The following is a 21,294-nucleotide window of genomic DNA, read 5'->3' as shown; positions in this document are numbered from 1 at the left end:
CGCCCGCAGCGGATCGCCCGCCCGGGCGGTCCTCGGCGGGGGTCTCGCTCCCTCGCCCGGGGGAGGAAGCGCCGGTGGCTCACCCGGCCGAGGGAGCCACGAGCCCGGTCTCGTAGGCGCAGATGACGGCCTGGATGCGATCGCGCAGCCCCAGCTTGGACAGCACCTTGCTCACATGGGTCTTCACCGTGTGCTCGCTCACCACGAGCGCCGCCGCGATCTCCGCGTTGGACAGGCCCCGCGCCAGGTGCAGCAGGGTCTCCCGCTCCCTCACGGTCAGTACGTCCAGCCGGCCGGCCGACGGCGCGGCCCGGCCCGCCGGGCGCGAGGTGTACTCGGCGATCAGCCGCCGCGCCACCGACGGTGCCACCAGCGACTCCCCGGCGGCCACCACCCGCACCGCGTGCACCAGATCGTCCCGGCGCACGTCCTTCAGCAGAAAGCCGCTCGCGCCCGCGTGCAGCGCCTCGTACACGTACTCGTCCGCGTCGAACGTGGTCAGCATGACCGTCCGGCAGCCCCCTTCGGCGGCGATCTGCCGGCACGCCGCGATGCCGTCCAGCACCGGCATCCGGATGTCCAGCAGCGCCACGTCCGCCCGCAGCCGGCGCACCGCCGCCACGGCCTGGGCCCCGTCCCCCGCCTCCGCCACCACCTCGATGCCGGGCTGGGCGTCCAGGATCATCGCGAAACCGCTGCGCACCAGCTCCTGGTCGTCGGCGACCACCACCCGGACCGTCACGTCCGCGCCCCTTCGGCCGCGGGCGCGAGCGGCAGCCCGACGACCAGCTCGAAGCCTCGGCCGCCGGGGCCGCCACCGGCCCGCACCGTGCCGCCGTGCGCGGCGGCCCGCTCCCTGATCCCGATCAGCCCGAGCCCCTGGCCGGCCCCGGGCCCCTGCCCGTCGTCCCGCACCGTGATCGTCAACTCATCCTCCCCATGGCTCAGTTCCACGTCCACCCGGTCGGCCCGCGCATGCTTGACGACGTTCGTCAGGGCCTCCTGCACGATCCGGTACACCGTCGCCCCGGTGTCCTGCGGCAACGCGCGGACCGTCCCGGTCGTCGTCACGACCACCTCCGGGCCGCCGCCGCGCACCCGCGCCAGCAGCGCCGGCAGCTCCGCGAGCCCCGGCTGCGGCGAACGGGGCGCGGGAGCCTGGCCGGGGCCGTCCTCGCGCAGCACCCCGAGCATCCGGCGCAGCTGCACCATCGCGTCCCGGCCCGTCTCGGAGATCGCGTCGAACGCCGCCTCCGCACGCTCGGGGGCGGTCCGGACCGCCACCGGGCCGGCCTCCGCCTGCACGATCATCAGGCTCACCGCGTGCGAGAGGATGTCGTGCATCTCCCGTGCGATCCGGGCCCGTTCGCGCGCCGCGGCCTGCTCCGCCTCGATCCGCCGGCCCAGCTCCGCCTGCCGGGCCCGGTCCTCCACCGCCGCCACATAGGCCCTGCGGGTGTGGTTGAGCCGCCCGAAGGCGTACGCGGCACCGAACACGAACAGCGAGAACAGCAACTCCCGCGCCTCACCCGTGTTCCAGGCCACCGACGGGAACACCGCAGCGCCGACCAGCACCGCGACCGCGAGCCGTTTGCGCGGCGGGGACAGTTCGGCGACCGTGTAGAACGTCACCAGTCCGGCGTACGGCAACGGCTGGCCCGGACCGTCGAGGGCCAGCGTGTACAGCGCGCCACCCCCGAGCGCCGCCAGCAGCGCGGTGACCGGTGCGAGGCGCCGGGCGACCAGCGGCAGCACGGTCAGGGTCGTCAGACCGTACGCGCCCCAGGTCGCCTCCGGCAGGTCCGGTGCGCGCGGCACGACGAACGGCATGGTCACCGCGGCCTGCACCGCGAGCGTGATCCACAGATCGACGGCCCGCGGCCCGCGCAGCCGTGCCGACAGCCCGCGCAGCCGTACCGACCGGCCCGGGAAGCGCATCAGGGCTTCCGGGCCACCACCCCGAACTGCGCGACCTCCGGCTCCCGAGGGTTCGTACGCCAGCGGGAGCAGGAGACGATCCCCGGCTCCAGGATCTCCAGACCGTCCAGGAAACCGGCGAACTCCTCCCTGCTGCGCGCGGTGATGGGCGGTGTGGCGTTCTCGTTCCAGAAGCGCATCGCCGCCTCGTTGCCCTCGCCGCCCAGCTCCAGCGTCGGGTGGGTCAGCACCAGGTGGCTGCCGGAGGGCACGGCCGCCATCAGCGTCCGCACGATGGACCGCGCCTCGTCCGTGTCCAGCACGAAGTTCAGGATGCCGAGCATCATCACCGCGACCGGCCGGTCCAGGTCCAGGGTGGGCTCGGCGGCGCGCAGAATCTGCTCCGGACGGTGCGCGTCCGCGTCGACGTACTCGGTCGCGCCCTCCAGCGAACTGCTCAGCAGGGCACGGGCGTGGGCCAGCACGATCGGATCGTTGTCCACGTAGACGATGCGCGCGTGCGGCGCGGTGTGCTGGGCGATCTCATGGGTGTTGTTCACGGTCGGCAGCCCGGTGCCGATGTCGAGGAACTGGTCGATGCCCACGTCGCCGGCCAGATGACGCACCACACGGCCGAGGAACGCCCGGTCCGCGCGCGCCACTTCACCGATGCTCGGGTACATCCCGGTCACTCGGTCGCCCACCGCCCGGTCCACCGGGTAGTTGTCCTTGCCGCCCAGCCAGTAGTTCCACACACGGGCGTTGTGCGCGACGTCGGAGCGTATCCGGGCGGTGGCCGCCTGCGGTCGGGGGTCCATCACAGCTGCTCCTCGATGGCCAAGGGCCCGGCGCCCCGGAGCGGCGGCGGGCGGTGCGGGGTCCCCATCATGCCGGACCGATCAAGAACCGCCGCGACCGGGCGAGTTGGCCAGCAGCCGGTGCAGCGTGTCGATCCGGTTGGTGGTGATCGAGTCGACGCCCCGCTCGATCAGCCGGCGCATCGTGCGCTTCGTGTCGGCCGTCCACGCGGAGACGAGCAGCCCGTCCCGGTGCGCCCGGTCCGTCAGCTCCCGGCTCACCAGGCCGAAGCGGTAGTTCAGCCAGCGCGGCTTCACCGCGGCCAGCAGCTCCGGACGCGGCGGGGCCAGCGTGGTCCAGGTCAGGGCGATCTCCGCGGACGGATCGGCGGCGCGCACCCGCAGCATCGCGTCCGCGCTCGCGCAGTAGTACGCCCGGTCTCCGGCCCCGCACTCGCGGACCGTACCCACGATCTTCTTCACCGATCCGTCCGTGGAGCCGGGCAGGTCCACCATCACCCGGTGCGCCCCGACGGCGAGCAGCGCCTCGCGGAGCGTGGGCACCCCGCCGCCCGTCAGCTCCTCCAGCTCCGCGTGGTCCAGCCGGTCCAGCCGCCGGTCGTGGCCCCACAGCCGCTCCAGCGTCGCGTCGTGCAGCAGGACGGGCACCCCGTCGCGGGTCACCCGCACATCGATCTCGACCGCGTCCGCCCCCCGTTCGAGGGCGGAGCGGATCGAGGGCAGAGTGTTCTCGCGCGCGAGATACGGATCGCCGCGATGCCCCACGGCGGTGACGCTGGTGACGGTGTTGGCCATGGGGCCATTGTCGACGACCGGGTCAGCGGCCGGGAGTCCGGAGCCAGTTCGTCGTGTACGTGTCGATCTCCTCGGCCAGCTTCCGCTTGCCCGCCGGGTCGAGGAACGAGGCCTCCACGGCGTTCTTCGCGAGCTCCGCGATGCCGCGCTCGTCGAGCTCCAGCAGCCGGGCGGCCACCGCGTACTCGTTGTTGAGGTCGGTGCCGAACATCGGCGGGTCGTCGCTGTTGACGGTAACCAGCACGCCCGCCGCCACCATCTCCCGGATCGGGTGCAGCTCGATGTCGGTGACCGCGCGGGTGGCGATGTTCGACGTCGGGCAGACCTCCAGCGCGATGCGGTGCTCGGCGAGGTGCTCAAGCAGCCGGGGGTCCTGGACGGAGCTGGTGCCGTGGCCGATGCGCTCGGCGCGCAACTCGGTCAGGGCGTCCCAGATCGTCTGCGGTCCCGTGGTCTCCCCGGCGTGCGGCACCGAGTGCAGGCCCGCGTCGATGGCCCGGTCGAAATAGGGCTTGAACTGGGGGCGGTCCACCCCGATCTCCGGTCCGCCGAGGCCGAAGGAGACGAGTCCCTCGGGCCGGTGCTCCAGCGCGAGCCGGACGGTCTCCTCGGCCGACTCGAGCCCGGCCTCGCCCGGGATGTCGAAACACCAGCGCAGCACGGTGCCCAGCTCGGCCTCGGCCGCCCTGCGCGCGTCCTCGATGGCCTCCATGAACGCGTCCTCGGGGATGCCCCGGCGGGTCGAGCTGTACGGCGTCACGGTCAGCTCCGCGTACCGGATGTTCTGCCGGGCCATGTCCCGCGCCACCTCGAAGGTGAGCAGCCGGACGTCCTCGGGGGTGCGGATCAGGTCCACCACCGAGAGATAGACCTCGATGAAGTGCGCGAAGTCGGTGAAGGTGAAGTAGTCGGCCAGCGCCTCCGGGTCCGTGGGGACCTTGGAGTCCGGGTGGCGGGCGGCCAGCTCCGCGACGATCCGGGGCGAGGCCGACCCGACATGGTGGACATGGAGCTCGGCCTTGGGCAGCCCGGCGATGAAGGGATGCGGATCGGTCATCGGAAATCTCCCGTTCGGCGTGACGTCGGCCGGGCGTACCGGCCCCACCGATCATCGCAGGCGGGGTCCGGGACGTTGAGGCCTGGCCGTAGCATGACGGGACCACGATGGGGGAGGCCCATGTCAGACAACACAGAGCAGCCCGGGGGCGGGGCCGCGCCGCGCGATCCGTGGGCACCGCCGGACAGCAGGGTGGAACTGGGCAAGCCGGCCGCGCACACGCCGCCGCCCGCCCCGGTCCACGCCCAGCCGACCGTGACGTCGATGCCGAGCGCCGGACCGGCCGCGGGGGACGGCACCGGGCCGATACCCCGGGCCGGAGGCTTCGGTCCCGCACCCTCGGACGTACCGCCGCCGCCGATCGGCCCGAACGGCCCCGGCCACGCGGCCCCGCCGCCGGCCGCCGCGCACTACGGCTACCCGGCCCCGCCCCCGCAGCCGTACGGCGGCTACCCGGGCTACGGCGCCTACGGAGCAGGACCGGTCGGCTGGGCCCCCGCGCCCAACAACGGACTGGGCACGGCCGCGATGGTGATCGGCATCGTCTCGGTGGTCGGCTTCTGCCTCTACGGCGTCAACATCATCCTCGGCATCCTTGCGCTGATCTTCGGCATCATCGGCCTCGGCCGTGCCAAGCGCGGCGAGGCCACCAACCGGGGCATGGCGCTCGCCGGGGTCATCCTCGGCTCCGTCGGCATCGTCGTCGGCGCCGCGATCCTCGGCCTGATCATCTGGGCCGCGACGAGTGCCGACAGCGACAGCGACAGCGACTACGACGGCACCTACGACGACCCGTTCGCCACATCGCTGGTCGTCGAGGACCACCGCTAGGTCCTGGCACCGCCGGCACCAACGCCGCACACCTCGGCCGGGCACGGGGGACCGCTCCCCGCCCGGCCGAGCTTCGGTGGCCGCCTCAGCCGCGCCCCGTACGGGAGACGCCGGGCCACCTGCGTACGGGAACCGCCCCGGTCGCCCCCATGCGGGAACCGAGGCACCTGCGTACCGCAACCGCCTCAGTCGCCTCCCGTACGGAAACCGCCTCAGGCCCCCGCGCCCGCCCGCAGCCTCTCCCGCGCCTCCATCAGCGCGAAGCCCAGCAGATTCAGCCCCCGCCACTGCTGCGGCCGCTCCACCCGCTCGTCGTCCGCCGCGAGGCCGACGCCCCAGATCCGGTCCAGCGGGGACGCCTCCACCAGCACCCGGTTCCCGGTGCCCAGGAGGAAGCCCATCAGCTCCGGGTCCTGCCCGAACTTGTGCGTGCTGCCCGCCACCACCAGGGCGAACCGCTCCCGTATCCACACGTCCTCGTCGAAGCCGCGCACCAGGCGCCCCGCCTTCTTCGCCGCCGCCGGGCTCTTCGCCGACACCGCCGCCCGCTCCGCCTCCGGATCGCCGAAGAGCCGCGCCTTGCCGGCCATCATCCAGTGCTCGGCACTCGCGTAGGTCACCCCGTCCACCGAGAACGGCGACGGCCACCACTGGCTCAGACAACTCGGCCCCAGCCGCCCGTCCGGGCGCGGCCGGTGCCCCCAGAACGGCAGGTACTTCACCCGCTTGCCCTGCGCCACGTCCGCCAGTAGCTCATCGATCGGTCCCATGGCACGTGAGTGTGGCATCCGCCACTGACACTCCGTACGGGGATTTCCGCACCGACACGACACATGGTCGACAGATTCCGTCGCGTAACCAAAAGGCAACAACGGAATCACTTGTTGGGCTCGAACCCCTCTGTCAGGATCGGCACTCAATTCACGAAGAAGCTACGCCGACCCCGCCCAGCGGGTACAGCGGCGGAGGAGAGCGTCATGAGCAACGGCTTCCAGGTTCAGGACCGCTTCGCGGAAGGTGCGCAGTACATCGGCGGCAAGCTGCTCCCCGGCACCTCCGGCCATCACCACGAGGTGGTGAACCCCGCGACGGGCAGATGCGTGCTCCGCTACGAGCTGGCGGGCCCCGACGACGTGGACGCGGCCGTCGCCGCCGCCCGCGCCGCCTTCCCCAGCTGGTCCGGCGCCACCCCCGGCGAACGCTCCGAGGCGATGCACCGATTCGCCGCGGTCCTCGCCGAGCAGGCGGACGACTTCGCGTACGCCGAGTCCCTCCAGTGCGGCAAGCCGATCAAGCTCTCCACCGAGTTCGACGTCCCCGGCACCGTCGACAACGCCGCCTTCTTCGCGGGCGCGGCACGCCACCTGGAGGGCAAGGCCGCCGCCGAGTACGACGGCGACCACACCTCCTACGTACGCCGCGAGGCGATCGGCGTCGTCGGCTCCATCGCCCCCTGGAACTACCCCCTCCAGATGGCCGCCTGGAAGGTCCTCCCGGCCGTCGCCGCGGGCAACACCATCGTCCTCAAGCCCGCCGAGCCGACCCCGCTCACCTCGCTGATGTTCGCCCAGGCCGCCACCGAGGCGGGCATCCCCGACGGCGTCATCAACATCGTCACCGGCGCGGGCAGGGACGCCGGCGAACACCTCGTCGGCCACCCCGACGTCGTGATGACCTCCTTCACCGGCTCCACCGCCGTCGGCAAACGGGTCGCGGAGATCGCCACCGCCACCGTCAAGCGCCTCCATCTGGAGCTCGGCGGCAAGGCCCCCTTCGTGGTCTTCGACGACGCCGACCTGGAGGCCGCCGTCCACGGCGCGGTCGCCGGCTCCCTCATCAACACCGGCCAGGACTGCACCGCCGCCACCCGCGCCTACGTCCAGCGCCCGCTCTACGACGCCTTCGTCCGGGACGTCGCCGCGCTCATGGAGACCGTCCGGCTCGGCGACCCCTTTGACGCCGCCACCGACCTCGGCCCCCTGATCAGCCACGCCCAGCGCGACCGCGTCGCCGCCTTCGTCGAGCGGGCCCGCGGCTACGCCCGGGTCGTCACCGGCGGCGAGGCCCCCGGCGGCGACCTCGCCGACGGCGCGTACTACCGGCCCACCCTCGTCGCGGACGCCGCCCAGGACAGCGAGATCGTCCAGTCGGAGATCTTCGGCCCCGTCCTCGTGGTGCTGCCCTTCGACACCGACGACGAGGGCATCGCGCTCGCCAACGACACCCCGTACGGACTGGCCGCCTCCGCCTGGACCCGCGACCTGTACCGCGCGAACCGCGCCACCCGCGAGATCCAGGCGGGCTGTGTGTGGGTGAACGACCACATCCCGATCCTGTCCGAGATGCCGCACGGCGGATACAAGGCCAGCGGTTTCGGCAAGGACATGTCGGCGTACTCCTTCGAGGAGTACACGCAGGTCAAACACGTCATGTACGACAACACCGCGGTCGCCCGCAAGGACTGGCACCGCACGATCTTCGGGGACCGATAGCAGCTGCCGCACGATCAGGGCCGAGAGGCCCTGGCGGCCTCCCACCCGAAAGGGCAACGCGTATGGAGAGTTACGAGCCCGAGCGCCTCTCGTCCGCCCAACTGGCGGCCATGAGGCGGTCCCTGACCAGCGGACGGGGCGCCCTCACCCGCCGCTCCCTGCTGCGCGCCTCCGGCATGGGCGCGCTCGCACTGGGCGGCATGGCCACCCTCGGCGCGTGCGGCATCCCGCCCGCCAAACGCGCCGACGCCCAGGCGGCCTCCGACGACCACTCGGCCAAGGAGAAGGAAGTCACCTTCTCCAACTGGACCGAGTACATGGACGTCAGCGAGGACGAGAAGGGCCGCCCCACCCTGGAGGCCTTCACCAAGCGCACCGGGATCAGGGTCAAGTACACCGAGGACATCAACGACAACGTCGAGTTCTTCGGGAAGATCAAACCGCAGCTCGCGGCCGGCCAGAACACCGGGCGCGACCTCATATGCGTCACCGACTGGCTCGCCGCCCGCATCATCCGGCTCGGCTGGGCGCAGAAGCTCGACCCCTCGAACCTCCCGCACGCCTTCGCGAACGTCTCCGCCCAGTTCCGCACCCCCGACTGGGACCCGGGCCGCGCCTACTCCTATCCCTGGACCGGCATCCCGACCGTCATCGCGTACAACGTGAAGGCGACCGGCGGCCGCAAGGTCGACTCCGTCACCCAGCTGCTCGACGACCCGAAACTCAAGGGTCGCGTCTCCTTCCTCTCCGAGATGCGCGACACCATCGGCATGACCCTCCTGGACCAGGGCAAGGACCCGGGGAAGTTCACCGACGCCGACTTCGACGGCGCGGTCGGCCGCCTCCAGAAGGCCGTCGACAAGAAGCAGGTCCGCCGCTTCACCGGCAACGACTACACCGCCGACCTCAGCAAGGGCGACATCGCCGCCTGCGTCGGCTGGGCCGGGGACATCATCCAGCTCCAGGCCGACAACCCGGACATCAAGTTCGCGATCCCGGCCGCCGGATACATCACCTCCAGCGACAACCTGCTGGTCCCCGCGCAGGCCCGGCACAAGACCAACGCCGAGAAGCTCATCGACTACTACTACGAGCCGCCGGTCGCCGCCCAGCTCGCCGCGTACATCAACTACGTCTGCCCGGTCGACGGCGTACGCGACGAACTCGCGAAGATCGACGCGTCGATGGCCTCCAACACGCTGATCCTTCCCGACGAGGAGATGGCGGCGAAGTCCCGCTCCTTCCGCTCCCTGTCCTCGAAGGAAGAGACGGCGTACGAGGAGAAGTTCGCCAAGCTCATCGGCGCCTGACCACCGGACCCGCCGGACCCGCCGGACCCGCCGGACCCACCGGGCCCACCGTGGGACAACCCGCCCGCCCCGGCCCGCCCGAGGGCACCCCCTTCCCCGAACTCCCCCCGAACACACTGGGACTGCGACCCATGACACAGCAGCAGCAGACCGCGGGCGGCGACGTCCGCCTCGCCGGGATCAGCAAGACGTACGGCGCCTTCACCGCCGTGCAGCCGCTCGACCTGACCGTCCCCCAGGGCTCCTTCTTCGCCCTGCTCGGCGCGTCCGGCTGCGGCAAGACCACCACCCTGCGGATGATCGCGGGCCTGGAGGAGGCCACCACCGGCACGGTCTTCCTCGGGGAGAAGGACATCACCGACCTGCCCCCGTACAAGCGGCCCGTCAACACCGTCTTCCAGAGCTACGCGCTCTTCCCGCACCTGGACATCACCGAGAACGTCGCCTTCGGGCTGCGCCGTCGCGGCGTCAAATCGGTGAAGAAGCAGGTCGACGCCATGCTGGAGCTCGTCCAGCTCGGCGACCTCGCCCGCCGCAAACCGCACCAGCTCTCCGGCGGCCAGCAGCAGCGCGTCGCCGTCGCCCGCGCGCTCATCAACCACCCGCAGGTCCTGCTGCTCGACGAACCGCTCGGCGCCCTCGACCTCAAGCTCCGGCGTCAGATGCAGCTGGAGCTCAAGCGGATCCAGACCGAGGTCGGCATCACCTTCGTCCACGTCACCCACGACCAGGAGGAGGCCATGACCATGGCCGACACCGTCGCGGTGATGAACGGCGGTCGCGTCGAGCAACTCGGCGCGCCCGCCGACCTCTACGAGAACCCGCGCACCACCTTCGTCGCCAACTTCCTCGGCACGTCCAACCTCATCGAGGGCGAGGTCGTCTCCGCCGGCGGCGATCTGGTGGTGGCCGCGGGCGGCGGCAAGCTCACCCTGCCCCGCGCGCGGTGCTCCGCCCCCACGACGAGCGGCGGCCGGCTCCTCCTCGGGATCCGGCCCGAGAAGATATCCCTGGCCCACGCGGACGACGCGGACTCCATAGCCGCCGGCCGCAACCGCGTCACCGGCCGCGTCGTCGACTCCAGCTTCATCGGTGTCTCGACCCAGTACGTGGTCGAGAGCCCGGCGGGCAAGGCGCTCCAGGTGTACGAGCAGAACGTCGACAGGCGCGCGGGACTTCTTCCCGGCGCCGAGGTGATCCTGCACTGGAACCCCGCCCACACCTTCGGGCTCGACGCCGACCAGGACATCGACGCCGGCGTGGAGAGCGTGGAGGACGCGGCGTGAGCCTCACCGAGGCGCCGCCCGCGCCCGCTCCGCAGCCGGAGGAGCCCAGGGAGCTCAAGCTCCGCAAGCCCTCCACCCGCAAACGGCTCGTCCCTTACTGGCTGCTGCTCCCCGGCATCCTCTGGCTGGTCGTCTTCTTCGCCCTGCCGCTCGTCTACCAGGCCTCCACCTCCGTACAGACCGGCTCGCTGGAGCAGGGCTTCGAGGTCACCTGGCACTTCCAGACGTACGTGGACGCGCTGCGCGAGTACTACCCGCAGTTCATCCGGTCCCTGCTGTACGCGGGCACCGCCACGATCCTGTGCCTGCTGCTGGGCTACCCGCTCGCCTACCTCATCGCCTTCAAGGCGGGCCGCTGGCGCAACCTGGTGCTCGTCCTGGTCATCGCCCCGTTCTTCACCAGCTTCCTCATCCGTACGCTGGCGTGGAAGACGATCCTCGCCGACGGCGGCGCGGTCGTGGACGTGCTCAACACCCTGCACGTCCTGGACGTCACCAGCTGGCTCGGCTGGACCGAGTCCAACCGGGTCCTCGCCACCCCGATGGCCGTCGTCTGCGGTCTGACGTACAACTTCCTGCCGTTCATGATCCTGCCGCTCTACACCTCGCTGGAGCGGATCGACGGCCGGCTGCACGAGGCGGCGGGCGACCTCTACGCCACCCCCGCCACCACCTTCCGCAAGGTGACGTTCCCGCTCTCCATGCCCGGCGTCGTCTCCGGCACCCTGCTGACGTTCATCCCGGCCAGCGGCGACTACGTCAACGCCGAGCTTCTGGGTTCCACGGACACCAAGATGGTCGGCAGCGTCATCCAGAGCCAGTTCCTGCGGGTCCTGGACTATCCGACGGCCGCCGCGCTCTCGTTCATCCTCATGGCGATCGTCCTGCTGGCGGTCACCTTCTACATCCGCCGCTCCGGTACGGAGGACCTGGTCTGATGCCCGTACTGCGCTGGATACGCCGGAACCTGGTCGTCATCGCTGGTCTGCTGACCCTCGCGTACATGATCCTTCCGAACATCGTCGTGATGGTGTTCTCGTTCAACAAGCCCAACGGGCGGTTCAACTACGCCTGGCAGCGGTTCTCGCTGGACGCCTGGAAGGACCCCTGCGGCGTCGCCGACCTGTGCGGCTCGCTCTCCCTCTCGCTCCAGATCGCCTTCTGGGCGACGCTCGGGGCGACCGCGCTCGGCACGATGATCGCGTTCGCGCTGGTCCGCTACCGCTTCCGGGCGCGCGGCGCGATCAACTCGCTGATCTTCCTGCCGATGGCGATGCCCGAGGTCGTCATGGCGGCGTCCCTGCTCACGCTGTTCCTGAACATGGGCGCCCAGCTCGGCTTCTGGACCGTGCTCATCGCCCACATCATGTTCTGCCTCAGCTTCGTGGTCACGGCCGTCAAGGCGCGCGTCATGTCGATGGACCCGAGACTGGAGGAGGCCGCCCGCGACCTGTACGCGGGCCCCGTGCAGACCTTCCTGCGGGTGACCCTCCCCATCGCGGCCCCGGGAATCGCGGCGGGAGCGCTGCTCGCCTTCGCGCTCTCGTTCGACGATTTCATCATCACGAATTTCAACGCGGGCTCCACCGTGACGTTCCCGATGTTCGTCTGGGGATCGGCGCAGCGCGGCACGCCCGTGCAGATCAACGTCATCGGCACCGCCATGTTCATCATGGCGATATCGGTGGTTCTCGTCGGCCAGGTCATAGCCGCCCGACGGAAGAACAACGCTCGACCCTGAAAGTCCCGAAGGAGTTGGAAACCATGGCCCCAGCTGCCATGCGTACTGCTGCCGCACGATCGATCGCCGGCGCCAAGCCGGTCTCCTACTGGCTCGACGACCCGGCCAAGCCCGATCCGCTGCCCGCCCTCACCGGCGACGACCGCACCGACCTGCTGGTCGTCGGCGGCGGCTACACCGGTCTGTGGACCGCGCTCATCGCCAAGGAGCGCGACCCGGACCGGGACGTCGTCCTCATCGAGGGGCACGAGGTGGGCTGGGCCGCCTCGGGCCGCAACGGCGGCTTCTGCGCCGCCTCCCTCACCCACGGCCTGGCCAACGGCGTGGAGCGCTGGCCGGAGGAGATCGCGAAGCTGGAGGAGCTGGGGGAGCGGAACCTCGACGCCATCGAGGCCGCGGTGGCCCGCTACGGCATCGACTGCGAGTTCGAGCGCACCGGCGAGATCGACGTCGCCACCGAACCGCACCAGCTTCAGGAGCTGCGGGAATGGCACGAGGAGATCGTGGGGCTCGGCATCACGGGCGTGGACTTCCTGGACCGTGAGGCCCTGCGCGCTGAGGTCGACTCGCCCACCTTCCTCGGCGGGCTCTGGGACCGGCGCGGCGTCGCGATGCTGCACCCGGCGAAGCTCGCCTGGGGACTGAAGCGGGCCTGCCTGGAGCTGGGGGTACGGATGTACGAGCACACCCGGGGCCTGGACCTGGTCCGCTCCGGATCGGGAATGGCGGTCCGCACCCCGTACGGGCGGGTCCTCGCGCGCCGCGTCGCCCTCGGCACCAACGTCTTCCCGTCGCTCGTCAAACGGATCCGTCCGTACACCGTGCCCGTCTACGACTACGCGCTGATGACCGAACCGCTCACCCGCGAGCAGCTCGCGTCCATCGGCTGGAAGGGGCGCCAGGGACTCGGCGACAGCGCCAACCAGTTCCACTACTTCCGGCTTTCCGCGGACAACCGGATCCTGTGGGGCGGATACGACGCGATCTACCCGTACGGAGGCCGGCTCAGCGCCGATCTCGACCAGCGTCCGGAGACGTTCCTGAAACTCGCGGAGCAGTTCTTCACCTGCTTTCCGCAGCTTTCCGGACTGCATTTCTCGCACGCCTGGGGCGGTGCGATCGACACCTGTTCCCGCTTTACGGCGTTCTTCGGAACGGCCCATCAGGGGCGGGTCGCGTACGCCGCCGGATACACCGGTCTCGGCGTCGGATCGACCCGTTTCGGGGCCGATGTGATGCTCGATCTGCTCTCCGGCGAGGAGACGGCACGGACCCGCCTGGACATGGTCCGCTCCAAGCCGATGCCGTTCCCGCCGGAGCCCTTCGCCTGGGCCGGGATCGAGATCACCAAGCGGTCCCTGGCCCGTGCCGACAGCAACGGCGGGCACCGCAACCTGTGGCTGAGGGCCATGGACAGGCTGGGCCTCGGCTTCGACAGCTGAGCCGCTTGCGGCCCAGGTCGGATGCTGTGACCCAGCTCACTACCGATCAGTAGCACCAACCCGCGTCATAGTCGGCACCGAACCCTCTCTCGCAGGTGTACGCACCGGCGGAACCCCGCCGGTGCTCACGTCGACGGGAGGCCGGCCATGACTGGCTCGGAAACGAAAGCCGCGGTCGAGTGGCTCACATCGGTGGCACCGGACCCGGCCGCCTGCCGGTGGGAGTGGGAGCGCAGTTTGCGGGGGATCGCGCTCCTTCCCGCCGGCAGGCGCTGGGACGTTCTGATCCTCCCGGGCGAGCTGGGCTACCCGACGCTCGACGTCCTCACCCGCCTGATCGACCGTCCGGGCCCCGTTCTCGCCGACTCCGGAGAGTCGCGCACGGGCTTCTTCGTCCCGCCGGGCACCGTCTCCCGCTGGATGGGCACCGGGATCAGGGGGTGCGGCCAGGGCACCTGGATCGTCGTCCCGTACCCGGGGCGGGCCACCGGGGGAGTGCGCTGGCTGGTCCCGCCGGACGGTTCGGGGACCCTCACGGACGCCGGACTCCTCGAACTCGCGATGCACGAGGCGGCGGGCGCGGCCGCCCTGGACGCCCGCGGGGAGCGTCCGGAGCGCCGAGTCGGCCACCAGAGGTCTTGACAACCTGATTGGTCTGGACCATGTTGTGCGCACGCCAACCCCGAATTCCCCCCTGCGCGGAGGCTGTTGTGGAACGCACCGGACCAACCGTCAGATTTTCCGGACTTCTGGCCGTCTCCTCGGCCATCCTGCTCGCCGCCGGCGCCCTGGTCGCCACGGCCCCGGCGGCAGGCGCCGCCGATGTCGATCTGGCACGCAACGGCGGCTTCGAGGCGGGCCTGGACGGCTGGAACTGTGCGAACTCCAGCGGCGCGGCCGTCTCCACGCCCACCCGCAGCGGCACCTCCGCGCTCAAGGCGACCCCGGCCGGCAACGACCACGCCAAATGCTCGCAGAGCATCACGGTCAAGCCCAACTCCTCGTACACGCTGAGCGCCTGGGTGCAGGGCAGCTACGTCTACCTCGGCGCGTCCGGCACCGGCACCACCGACGTCTCCACCTGGACCCAGTCCCCCGGTGCGTGGAAGCAGCTCACCACCACCTTCAAGACGGGCCCCTCCACCACCTCGGTGAGCGTCTACACCCACGGCTGGTACGGCACCCCGGCCTACTACGCCGACGACCTCACCCTCGTCGGCCCCGGCGGCGATCCCGTCGTGATCCCCGCCGTGCCCGCCGGCCTGAAGACCACGGCGATCACCTCCTCCTCGGTCGCGCTCTCCTGGAACGCCGTCTCCGGCGCCAGCGGCTACCACGTCTACCGCGGCGGTACGAAGGTCGCCACGGCCACCGGTCCCTCCGCCACCGTGACGGGCCTGACCGCCTCCACCGCGTACAGCTTCCAGGTCACCGCCGCCAACGCGGCCGGCGAGTCCGCGAAGTCGGCCGCCATCACCGCGACCACCACGGCGGGCGGAGGCGGCGGCGACACCAAGCTCCCGCCCCGCGCCCTCGTCGGCTACCTGCACTCCAGCTTCGCCAACGGCTCCGGCTACACCCGGATGGCGGACGTGCCCGCCTCCTGGGACGTCATCAACCTCGCCTTCGGTGAGCCCACCTCCGTCACCTCCGGCGACATCCGCTTCGCGCTCTGCCCGGTCGCCGAGTGCCCGAACGTCGAGTCCGAGGCGGAGTTCAAGGCCGCGATCAAGGCCAAGCAGGCCGCGGGCAAGAAGGTGCTGATCTCGATCGGCGGCCAGAACGGACAGGTGCAGCTCGGCTCCACCGCGGCCCGGGACGCCTTCGTCACCTCCGTCTCGAAGATCATCGACACCTACGGCCTGGACGGCCTGGACATCGACTTCGAGGGCCACTCCCTCTCCCTCAACACCGGCGACACCGACTTCCGCAGCCCCACCTCACCGGTGATCGTCAACCTGATCTCCGCGGTGAAGTCCCTCAAGGCGAAGTACGGCCCGGACTTCGTCCTCACGATGGCGCCCGAGACCTTCTTCGTGCAGCTCGGCTACCAGTTCTACGGCTCCGGCCCGTGGGGCGGCCAGGACCCGCGCGCCGGCTCCTACCTGCCGGTCATCCACGCACTGCGCGACGACCTGACCCTGCTGCACGTCCAGGACTACAACTCGGGTCCGATCATGGGCCTGGACAACCAGTACCACTCGATGGGCGGCGCGGACTTCCACATCGCGATGACCGACATGCTGCTCGCGGGCTTCCCGGTGGCGGGCGACACCAGCAAGGTGTTCCCCGGCCTGCGCCCCGACCAGGTCGCCATCGGCCTCCCGGCCTCCACCCAGGCGGGCAACGGCCACACCTCACCGGCCGAGGTCAACAAGGCGCTCAACTGCCTGACCAAGAAGACCGACTGCGGCTCCTACCGGACCCACGGGACCTGGTCCGACCTGCGCGGCCTGATGACCTGGTCCATCAACTGGGACCGCTTCAATAACTGGGAGTTCTCGAAGAACTTCGACGCCTACTTCGGCAACTGACCCACCACAGGGGCGCGAGCACCCAAGGCCCCAGGCACCAGCTGGCCAGCACATCAAGCGGCCAGTGGTAGCCGTGCAGCACCAGACCGATGCCCGTCGCCGTGGTCAACAGGATCGCGGCGACGGGCATCATCCACGCCCGGAGCCAGGACGCCTCCCGGAGCCACGACGGGCGGGGGAGGGCCAGCAGCACCAGGGCCGACGCCCCGTACGCCACGGCCGCCGTCGCCGTATGACCGGACGGGTAGTAGTTGACCGCCTCCGTCAGCGGCCCCTGCCGGGCGGTCGCCACCTTCAGCGGGATCACCAGCGCGGGCACCGCCGCCATGGTGAGGGCCGCGTACACGGCGAGCCGCCGGGCGCCGCGCCACAGCGCGTACCCGAGCGCGCAGATCAGCGTCGGAAGCGCCACCGGCATCCCGCCGAGATCGGAGAGCACCTGCGTCAGCGGAGCCGGGCCGCGGCCGAACAGCTCCCCGCCCACGCGCTCGTCGAGCCGCAGCAGCGGACCCTCGACGGCGACCTGCCAGGTGATCAGCGAGAAGAGCACCGCGAGCAGGCCGAGGCCGAGGAGGCGGAGAACGAGAGGGGCCGGCCACCCGGGAACAGGGGGGGTTGTTCCGGGATGGCCGGCGAGATCGGTTCGCCGCGCGCCCCGGGGGGTGTGGGGCGGGCGGCCGTCCGATCGGTGAGAAGTCCCGGAGCCGGAGGCTCCGGTGTGCGCGAACGCACGCCCGGGACGGCGCGGGGGAAGCCCCGGCCCGGCGTCGGCCGCGGTTTCCCGCGACCGAGGTGTTTCTCTCATCCGCAGAAACCGTACGGCAGTGGAGGGGCGGCCGACAGCCGACACCACCTCCCGCCATCGCCCCCGCACACGTTCTTCACAGGCCATCACCCGGATGGCGGACGGAAGCGGCGAAAGGCCACCCGCCCCCGTCCGTTCCCGGGTTTCGGTTCGGAGGGTCAGAGCGTGCCGAATGCCTGCTCGATCACGTCGAGGCCCTCGTTCAGCAGGTTCTCGCCGATCACCAACGGCGGAAGGAAGCGCAGGACGTTGCCGTACGTACCGCAGGTCAGGACCATGACGCCCTCGGCGTGACAGGCCTTCGCGAGCGTGCCGGCCGCCTGCGGGTCCGGGTCCTTCGTGCCGGACTTCACCAGCTCGATCGCGATCATTGCGCCCCGACCGCGGATGTCGCCGATGATGTCGCCGTTCGGCAGCTTGGTCCGCATCTCGGCGAGGCGGCCCTTCATGACCTCCTCGATCCGCTTGGCCTTCCCGTTCAGGTCCAGCTCGCGCATCGTCTCGATGGCCCCGAGCGCACCGGCGCAGGCCACCGGGTTACCGCCGTACGTACCGCCCAGGCCACCCGCGTGCGCGGCGTCCATGATCTCGGCGCGGCCCGTCACGGCGGACAGCGGCAGGCCGCCGGCGATGCCCTTGGCGGTGGTGATCAGGTCCGGGACGATGCCCTCGTCCTCGCAGGCGAACCACTGGCCGGTACGGCAGAAGCCGGACTGGATCTCGTCCGCGACGAACACGATGCCGTTGTCCTTCGCGAACCGCGCGATCGCCGGGAGGAAGCCCTTGGCCGGCTCGATGAAGCCGCCCTCGCCGAGCACTGGCTCGATGATGATCGCGGCGACGTTGTCCGCGCCGATCTGCTTGGTGATCTCGTCGATGGCCTGCGCGGACGCCTCGGCGCCGGCGTTCTCGGGCCCGGTCGGCCAGCGGTAGCCGTAGGCGACCGGGACGCGGTAGACCTCGGGCGCGAACGGGCCGAAGCCCTGCTTGTACGGCATGTTCTTCGCCGTCATGCCCATGGTGAGGTTGGTGCGGCCGTGGTAGCCGTGGTCGAAGACGACGACGGCGGTGCGCTTGGTGTGGGCGCGGGCGATCTTCACCGCGTTCTCGACGGCCTCGGCGCCCGAGTTGAACAGCGCGGACTTCTTCGCGTGGTCGCCCGGCGTCAGCTCGGCGAGCTGCTCGCAGACCTCGACGTACCCCTCGTACGGCGTGACCATGAAACAGGTGTGGGTGAACTCCGCGAGCTGCGCGGAGGCCCGCCGCACGACGGCCTCGGCGGAGGCGCCCACGGAGGTCACGGCGATCCCGGACCCGAAGTCGATCAGCCGGTTGCCGTCCACGTCCTCAATGATCCCGCCGCCCGCACGGGCGGTGAACACCGGCAGGGTGGAGCCCACACCTGCGGCGACGGCGGCGAGGCGGCGAGCCTGCAGCTCCACCGACTTCGGGCCGGGGATGGCAGTGACGACGCGGCGCTCCTGCGGGATTGCGGTCATGAGGGGCTCCTGGGGGTGTTTCGGACGCTCTTCTCCTCGCAGGCTAGGGGCGGGGGAGGGGTGCGGGCATGCTCCGAACGGGAGTGGTGGGGGCGTGTCCTTGTCCTCGGCGGACAGATCGCGGGCGAGTGGCGGGCGGGTGGCGGGGCGAGGCGGTCCGGGAACCGTGAATGACCATGACGTACTGATTCCGAGTACTAGATTGAGCGACTGCACCGAGATACCGCCTTGGCACGTCAGGGGAGCAGTGGCAATGGGCACCGAGGGCACGTACGACTCGCAGCGTGAGCAGGGCGGGCAGGGTGCGGACGATCCCGGCGCGCGGTGGCTCGGCGGCTCCTACGGGAACGAGGCCGGTGCCGCCAGGGTGCCTCGTCCCATGCCGCCTCCGCCTCCCCTGCCCCCGCATCCGCCCCGGTCGCCCGCCGCGGTCCTCGATGTGCGGCAGTGGCTCCGGGCGCATCGGGCGGATGCCGAGCCCGGCCTCTGGCGGTACGGGTACCGGCCGAGGCCGGCGGGAGATTCGGCCGAGGTGCCCACCCGCGCCCTGGTCGTGGGTGCGCTCATCTCGATCGCCTGTGGGGTCTTCGCGTGGGCGGTCTGGCGCACCGACTACATCGCCGTGCAGCGGCTCCCCCTGAAGCTGTTCACCCCCTCCGACTGGTGGCGCGGCGAACCCGGACAGTCCGCGCGGACGGCCGGCGCCGTCTACAACAGTCTCTTCGCCGCCCTCCTGATCTATTTCTGCGGACGGCTCGGTAACTGGCCGGCGCTGTACCGAAGGCTTGTCCTGGACCGGCCGCAGCCCGGCCGGGCCCTTGCCGCGGCGCTCTCGGGACTCCTGGTGGTGTGGATCGTCCTGGGCACGAGCCTGCTTCCGTTCTTCTACGCCGTCCTTCACGCGCTGGTGCCGGTGTCCGTGTTCCGAGGCGATCCGGAGACGGCTGCCGTCATGGGGGTGGCCGTCTACGTTCTGATCGGGGCGGCTCTGCTGTGGCCGTTCGCCCGGACCGGCGGCTGGCTGGAGTTCTTCCGGAAGCCCGGCCCCGCCGGTGCCCCTCCGGAAGCCGAGCCCGAGACGGGGGAAGATCCCGCGGTGTGGCCGCAGCTGAGGGCTGCGGGGCAGCCCGGGGCCGCCGACCGGCTTGCCGCCGAGGTCGCCGCCCGGCGCATGAACGATGTCGACTGCGCCAGGATCGGCCATGCGTGGTCGCGAGTGGAGGCCGGGGCTCTTCCCACCGGAGTCTTCGTCGACGGAGTGGTGCAGCGCGGGGCGGCGGCCTGTCTGCATCCCTCGGGCGACCGCGATCTCCCGGTCCGCGCCGCCACCCACGATCTGCTGACCGCACAGGTGCGGATGGGCGCCTACGCGGAACACCCGCGCAATCCCGCCGCCCGGAGGGGTGCGGGAGCGGCTCTCGACCCTTCGGTCCTCGGTACCTCGCTTCTGGCGGTCGGCCCCCACGGCTCCGACCGGACTCGACGCCTGGTGAGGCCGGTGGTGGAGTCGCTCTCCCTCCAGGCACTGGCCGGGCGGGCGGCCGTGGTCGTCGTCTCCGCCGAAGGCGTCGAGCTGGGGCCCGAGGCCTCCTACGACGTCGTGGTGAAGATCGGCGACGCCGACTCGGTGTACGACCTCGACCTCTACGGCGGGATCACCGACCCGGACGAGGCCGCGATGCTCCTGTCGGAGGCCTTCACCGGCGATCTGCCGGATGTGGACAGCCGCCGGGCCGCCGTCACGCTGGGCCAGCTGATCGGTCCGTTCAACGCCGCCCGCGGCCGCTTTCCGTCGCTGCCGGAACTGCGGGAACTGCTCGACGGCGGTCGTCAGGTGCTGGACCTGCTCCGCGACGACCTCCAGCCCGAGGAACACCGTTCCTATCTGCGGGAGGTCGACGCACGCGAGCGCCAGCTGGGTACGTCCGCAGACCTCAGCGGAGTGCTCGCGGACCGGATCGCCTTTCTCGACAGGCCCGCCTTCAGTACCTTCTTCGACACCCGGGGTCGGTCCAGGCCCTTCTCCCTGCGCGCCCTGGAACACCCGGTGCGCGTCCGGATCGTGCTGCCGGAGCGGAGCCACCCCGAAGCCTCGCGCATTCTCACCCGTCTGGTCTTCGCCCAGTTCGTCGCCAGCGTCGGTGCGCGTCGAGACGCCTCGCTCTTCGCCGCGCTCGTACTGGACGATGCCGCGAGCGCGATGACCACCGACTCCGTCCGGGCGGTACAGCGTCTGCGGCAGCTGAACGCCGGGGCGGTCCTGGCCGTGCGGTCCCTCGACGACGTGGGGCCGCATCTGCACGCAGCGCTGCTCGGCGCGGTCGGTTGCCTGATGACGTTCCCCGGCATCACCACCTGGGAAGGCACCCGCTTCGCCGAAGCCTGGGGCAAGGAATGGGTCGAGACCCGCGAGGTCGCCCAGCACACCGTCTTCGCCGACCAGCCGTTCACCCGCGCCCTGCACGCCCTGCGCAAACTCGTCACCGGCAAGGCCGTGACCACGGACGCGGTGACCGTACGGCAGGTCGAGCGGGAGCGCTGGTCGGCCTCGGAGCTGGCGTACGCGGTGCCGGCCGGGCACGCCGTCCTCTCGCTCACCACCGTTCACGGCGAACACGCGCCCCCTCTCCTCGTCCACCTCGACGGCTGAGGGACCTAGCGGGAAACGCCTGGCGGGAAACGCCTACCGGGAAGTAGCGCGAAGGACGGCCGGGAGCGGTGGCCGAGAGCGGTTACCGGCACTCTGCCGCCCTGGCAGAATCGGAGG

At 71.1% G+C, this 21,294-nt stretch carries 18 protein-coding genes; 10 read left to right on the top strand and 8 right to left on the bottom strand.

All coding sequences use genetic code 11. The features are described 5' to 3' along the window. Positions 1–79: 79 nt before the first annotated feature. From N7925_RS08195 to N7925_RS08175, 5 genes are all read right to left on the bottom strand, one after another. A complete protein-coding gene (locus N7925_RS08195) occupies positions 80–742 on the bottom strand; it encodes a response regulator transcription factor (RefSeq protein WP_274343495.1) in 663 nt (220 codons plus the stop codon). Then, on the bottom strand, positions 739–1,938 hold the full coding sequence (locus N7925_RS08190; RefSeq protein WP_265599035.1) for a sensor histidine kinase: 1,200 nt from the start codon (positions 1,936–1,938) through the stop codon (positions 739–741). The genes N7925_RS08195 and N7925_RS08190 overlap by 4 nt, the downstream gene beginning before the upstream one ends. Continuing rightward, positions 1,938–2,735: an SAM-dependent methyltransferase gene (locus N7925_RS08185; RefSeq protein WP_274343494.1), complete on the bottom strand. Its 798-nt coding sequence runs from the start codon at positions 2,733–2,735 to the stop codon at positions 1,938–1,940. The genes N7925_RS08190 and N7925_RS08185 overlap by 1 nt, the downstream gene beginning before the upstream one ends. 81 nt (positions 2,736–2,816) lie before the next feature. Next, a complete protein-coding gene (locus N7925_RS08180) occupies positions 2,817–3,530 on the bottom strand; it encodes a glycerophosphodiester phosphodiesterase (protein ID WP_274343493.1) in 714 nt (237 codons plus the stop codon). Between the two features lie 22 nt (positions 3,531–3,552). Further along, positions 3,553–4,587 carry an adenosine deaminase gene (locus N7925_RS08175; RefSeq protein WP_274343492.1) on the bottom strand — a complete coding sequence of 345 codons (1,035 nt, stop codon included), beginning with the start codon at positions 4,585–4,587 and terminating at the stop codon, positions 3,553–3,555. Between the two features lie 120 nt (positions 4,588–4,707). Here N7925_RS08175 and N7925_RS08170 point away from each other — a divergent pair, with 120 nt between their 5' ends. Next, a complete protein-coding gene (locus N7925_RS08170) occupies positions 4,708–5,418 on the top strand; it encodes a DUF4190 domain-containing protein (protein WP_274343491.1) in 711 nt (236 codons plus the stop codon). A 212-nt stretch (positions 5,419–5,630) separates the two neighbouring features. On the opposite strand, the gene N7925_RS08165 is transcribed toward N7925_RS08170, so the two are convergent. Then, the gene (locus N7925_RS08165; protein WP_265599032.1) at positions 5,631–6,188 is read right to left on the bottom strand and encodes an NADAR family protein; all 558 of its coding nucleotides are present in this window, start codon (positions 6,186–6,188) and stop codon (positions 5,631–5,633) included. Positions 6,189–6,395: 207 nt separating this feature from the next. Here N7925_RS08165 and N7925_RS08160 point away from each other — a divergent pair, with 207 nt between their 5' ends. The 8 genes from N7925_RS08160 (at position 6,396) to N7925_RS08125 (ending at position 16,223) form a co-directional block, all read left to right on the top strand. Then, positions 6,396–7,910, top strand: a complete 1,515-nt coding sequence (locus N7925_RS08160) for a gamma-aminobutyraldehyde dehydrogenase (RefSeq protein ID WP_274343490.1) — start codon at positions 6,396–6,398, stop codon at positions 7,908–7,910. A 62-nt stretch (positions 7,911–7,972) separates the two neighbouring features. Continuing rightward, the gene (locus N7925_RS08155) at positions 7,973–9,220 is read left to right on the top strand and encodes an ABC transporter substrate-binding protein (RefSeq protein ID WP_274343489.1); all 1,248 of its coding nucleotides are present in this window, start codon (positions 7,973–7,975) and stop codon (positions 9,218–9,220) included. A gap of 131 nt (positions 9,221–9,351) precedes the next feature. Continuing rightward, a complete protein-coding gene (locus N7925_RS08150) occupies positions 9,352–10,506 on the top strand; it encodes an ABC transporter ATP-binding protein (RefSeq protein ID WP_274343488.1) in 1,155 nt (384 codons plus the stop codon). Next, positions 10,503–11,444, top strand: a complete 942-nt coding sequence (locus tag N7925_RS08145; protein WP_265597398.1) for an ABC transporter permease — start codon at positions 10,503–10,505, stop codon at positions 11,442–11,444. The genes N7925_RS08150 and N7925_RS08145 overlap by 4 nt, the downstream gene beginning before the upstream one ends. Continuing rightward, positions 11,444–12,247, top strand: coding sequence for an ABC transporter permease (locus tag N7925_RS08140; RefSeq protein ID WP_265597397.1), 804 nt, complete (start codon positions 11,444–11,446; stop codon positions 12,245–12,247). Before N7925_RS08145 ends, N7925_RS08140 begins: the two co-directional genes overlap by 1 nt. Positions 12,248–12,270: 23 nt before the next feature. Continuing rightward, positions 12,271–13,689: an NAD(P)/FAD-dependent oxidoreductase gene (locus N7925_RS08135; RefSeq protein WP_274343487.1), complete on the top strand. Its 1,419-nt coding sequence runs from the start codon at positions 12,271–12,273 to the stop codon at positions 13,687–13,689. Between the two features lie 147 nt (positions 13,690–13,836). Beyond that, a complete protein-coding gene (locus tag N7925_RS08130; RefSeq protein WP_274343486.1) occupies positions 13,837–14,331 on the top strand; it encodes a hypothetical protein in 495 nt (164 codons plus the stop codon). 68 nt (positions 14,332–14,399) lie between these two features. Beyond that, positions 14,400–16,223 carry a chitinase gene (locus tag N7925_RS08125; protein WP_274343485.1) on the top strand — a complete coding sequence of 608 codons (1,824 nt, stop codon included), beginning with the start codon at positions 14,400–14,402 and terminating at the stop codon, positions 16,221–16,223. On the opposite strand, the gene N7925_RS08120 is transcribed toward N7925_RS08125, so the two are convergent. After that, on the bottom strand, positions 16,174–17,028 hold the full coding sequence (locus N7925_RS08120) for a phosphatase PAP2 family protein (protein WP_274343484.1): 855 nt from the start codon (positions 17,026–17,028) through the stop codon (positions 16,174–16,176). The genes N7925_RS08125 and N7925_RS08120 overlap by 50 nt on opposite strands. Before the next feature lie 158 nt (positions 17,029–17,186). Continuing rightward, positions 17,187–18,527: a 4-aminobutyrate--2-oxoglutarate transaminase gene (gene gabT, locus N7925_RS08115; protein WP_274343483.1), complete on the bottom strand. Its 1,341-nt coding sequence runs from the start codon at positions 18,525–18,527 to the stop codon at positions 17,187–17,189. Positions 18,528–18,780: 253 nt separating this feature from the next. On the opposite strand from gabT, the gene N7925_RS08110 reads away from it, so the two are divergent. Then, positions 18,781–21,177 (top strand): ATP/GTP-binding protein, encoded by a 2,397-nt coding sequence (locus tag N7925_RS08110; protein ID WP_274343482.1) that lies wholly within the window; start codon positions 18,781–18,783, stop codon positions 21,175–21,177. The last annotated feature ends 117 nt before the right edge of the window (positions 21,178–21,294 follow it).

This window comes from Streptomyces sp. CA-278952 (assembly GCF_028747205.1).
In the GTDB taxonomy this organism is placed as follows: Bacteria; Actinomycetota; Actinomycetes; order Streptomycetales; family Streptomycetaceae; genus Streptomyces.
Note: the sequence above shows the minus strand (reverse complement) of the source record. Positions and strands in the feature narration are given on the sequence as shown.

Bases quoted from the DNA above. Each gene is read 5' to 3' on its own strand.
- N7925_RS08120 (WP_274343484.1), bottom strand. From the start codon at position 17,028: ATGAGAGAAACACCTCGGTCGCGGGAAACCGCGGCCGACGCCGGGCCG.
- N7925_RS08170 (WP_274343491.1), top strand. From the start codon at position 4,708: ATGTCAGACAACACAGAGCAGCCCGGGGGCGGGGCCGCGCCGCGCGAT.
- N7925_RS08155 (WP_274343489.1), top strand. From the start codon at position 7,973: ATGGAGAGTTACGAGCCCGAGCGCCTCTCGTCCGCCCAACTGGCGGCC.
- N7925_RS08140 (WP_265597397.1), top strand. From the start codon at position 11,444: ATGCCCGTACTGCGCTGGATACGCCGGAACCTGGTCGTCATCGCTGGT.
- N7925_RS08135 (WP_274343487.1), top strand. From the start codon at position 12,271: ATGGCCCCAGCTGCCATGCGTACTGCTGCCGCACGATCGATCGCCGGC.
- N7925_RS08165 (WP_265599032.1), bottom strand. From the start codon at position 6,188: ATGGGACCGATCGATGAGCTACTGGCGGACGTGGCGCAGGGCAAGCGG.
- N7925_RS08180 (WP_274343493.1), bottom strand. From the start codon at position 3,530: ATGGCCAACACCGTCACCAGCGTCACCGCCGTGGGGCATCGCGGCGAT.
- N7925_RS08150 (WP_274343488.1), top strand. From the start codon at position 9,352: ATGACACAGCAGCAGCAGACCGCGGGCGGCGACGTCCGCCTCGCCGGG.
- N7925_RS08110 (WP_274343482.1), top strand. From the start codon at position 18,781: ATGGGCACCGAGGGCACGTACGACTCGCAGCGTGAGCAGGGCGGGCAG.
- N7925_RS08185 (WP_274343494.1), bottom strand. From the start codon at position 2,735: ATGGACCCCCGACCGCAGGCGGCCACCGCCCGGATACGCTCCGACGTC.
- N7925_RS08190 (WP_265599035.1), bottom strand. From the start codon at position 1,938: ATGCGCTTCCCGGGCCGGTCGGTACGGCTGCGCGGGCTGTCGGCACGG.
- N7925_RS08130 (WP_274343486.1), top strand. From the start codon at position 13,837: ATGACTGGCTCGGAAACGAAAGCCGCGGTCGAGTGGCTCACATCGGTG.
- N7925_RS08175 (WP_274343492.1), bottom strand. From the start codon at position 4,587: ATGACCGATCCGCATCCCTTCATCGCCGGGCTGCCCAAGGCCGAGCTC.
- N7925_RS08160 (WP_274343490.1), top strand. From the start codon at position 6,396: ATGAGCAACGGCTTCCAGGTTCAGGACCGCTTCGCGGAAGGTGCGCAG.
- gabT (WP_274343483.1), bottom strand. From the start codon at position 18,527: ATGACCGCAATCCCGCAGGAGCGCCGCGTCGTCACTGCCATCCCCGGC.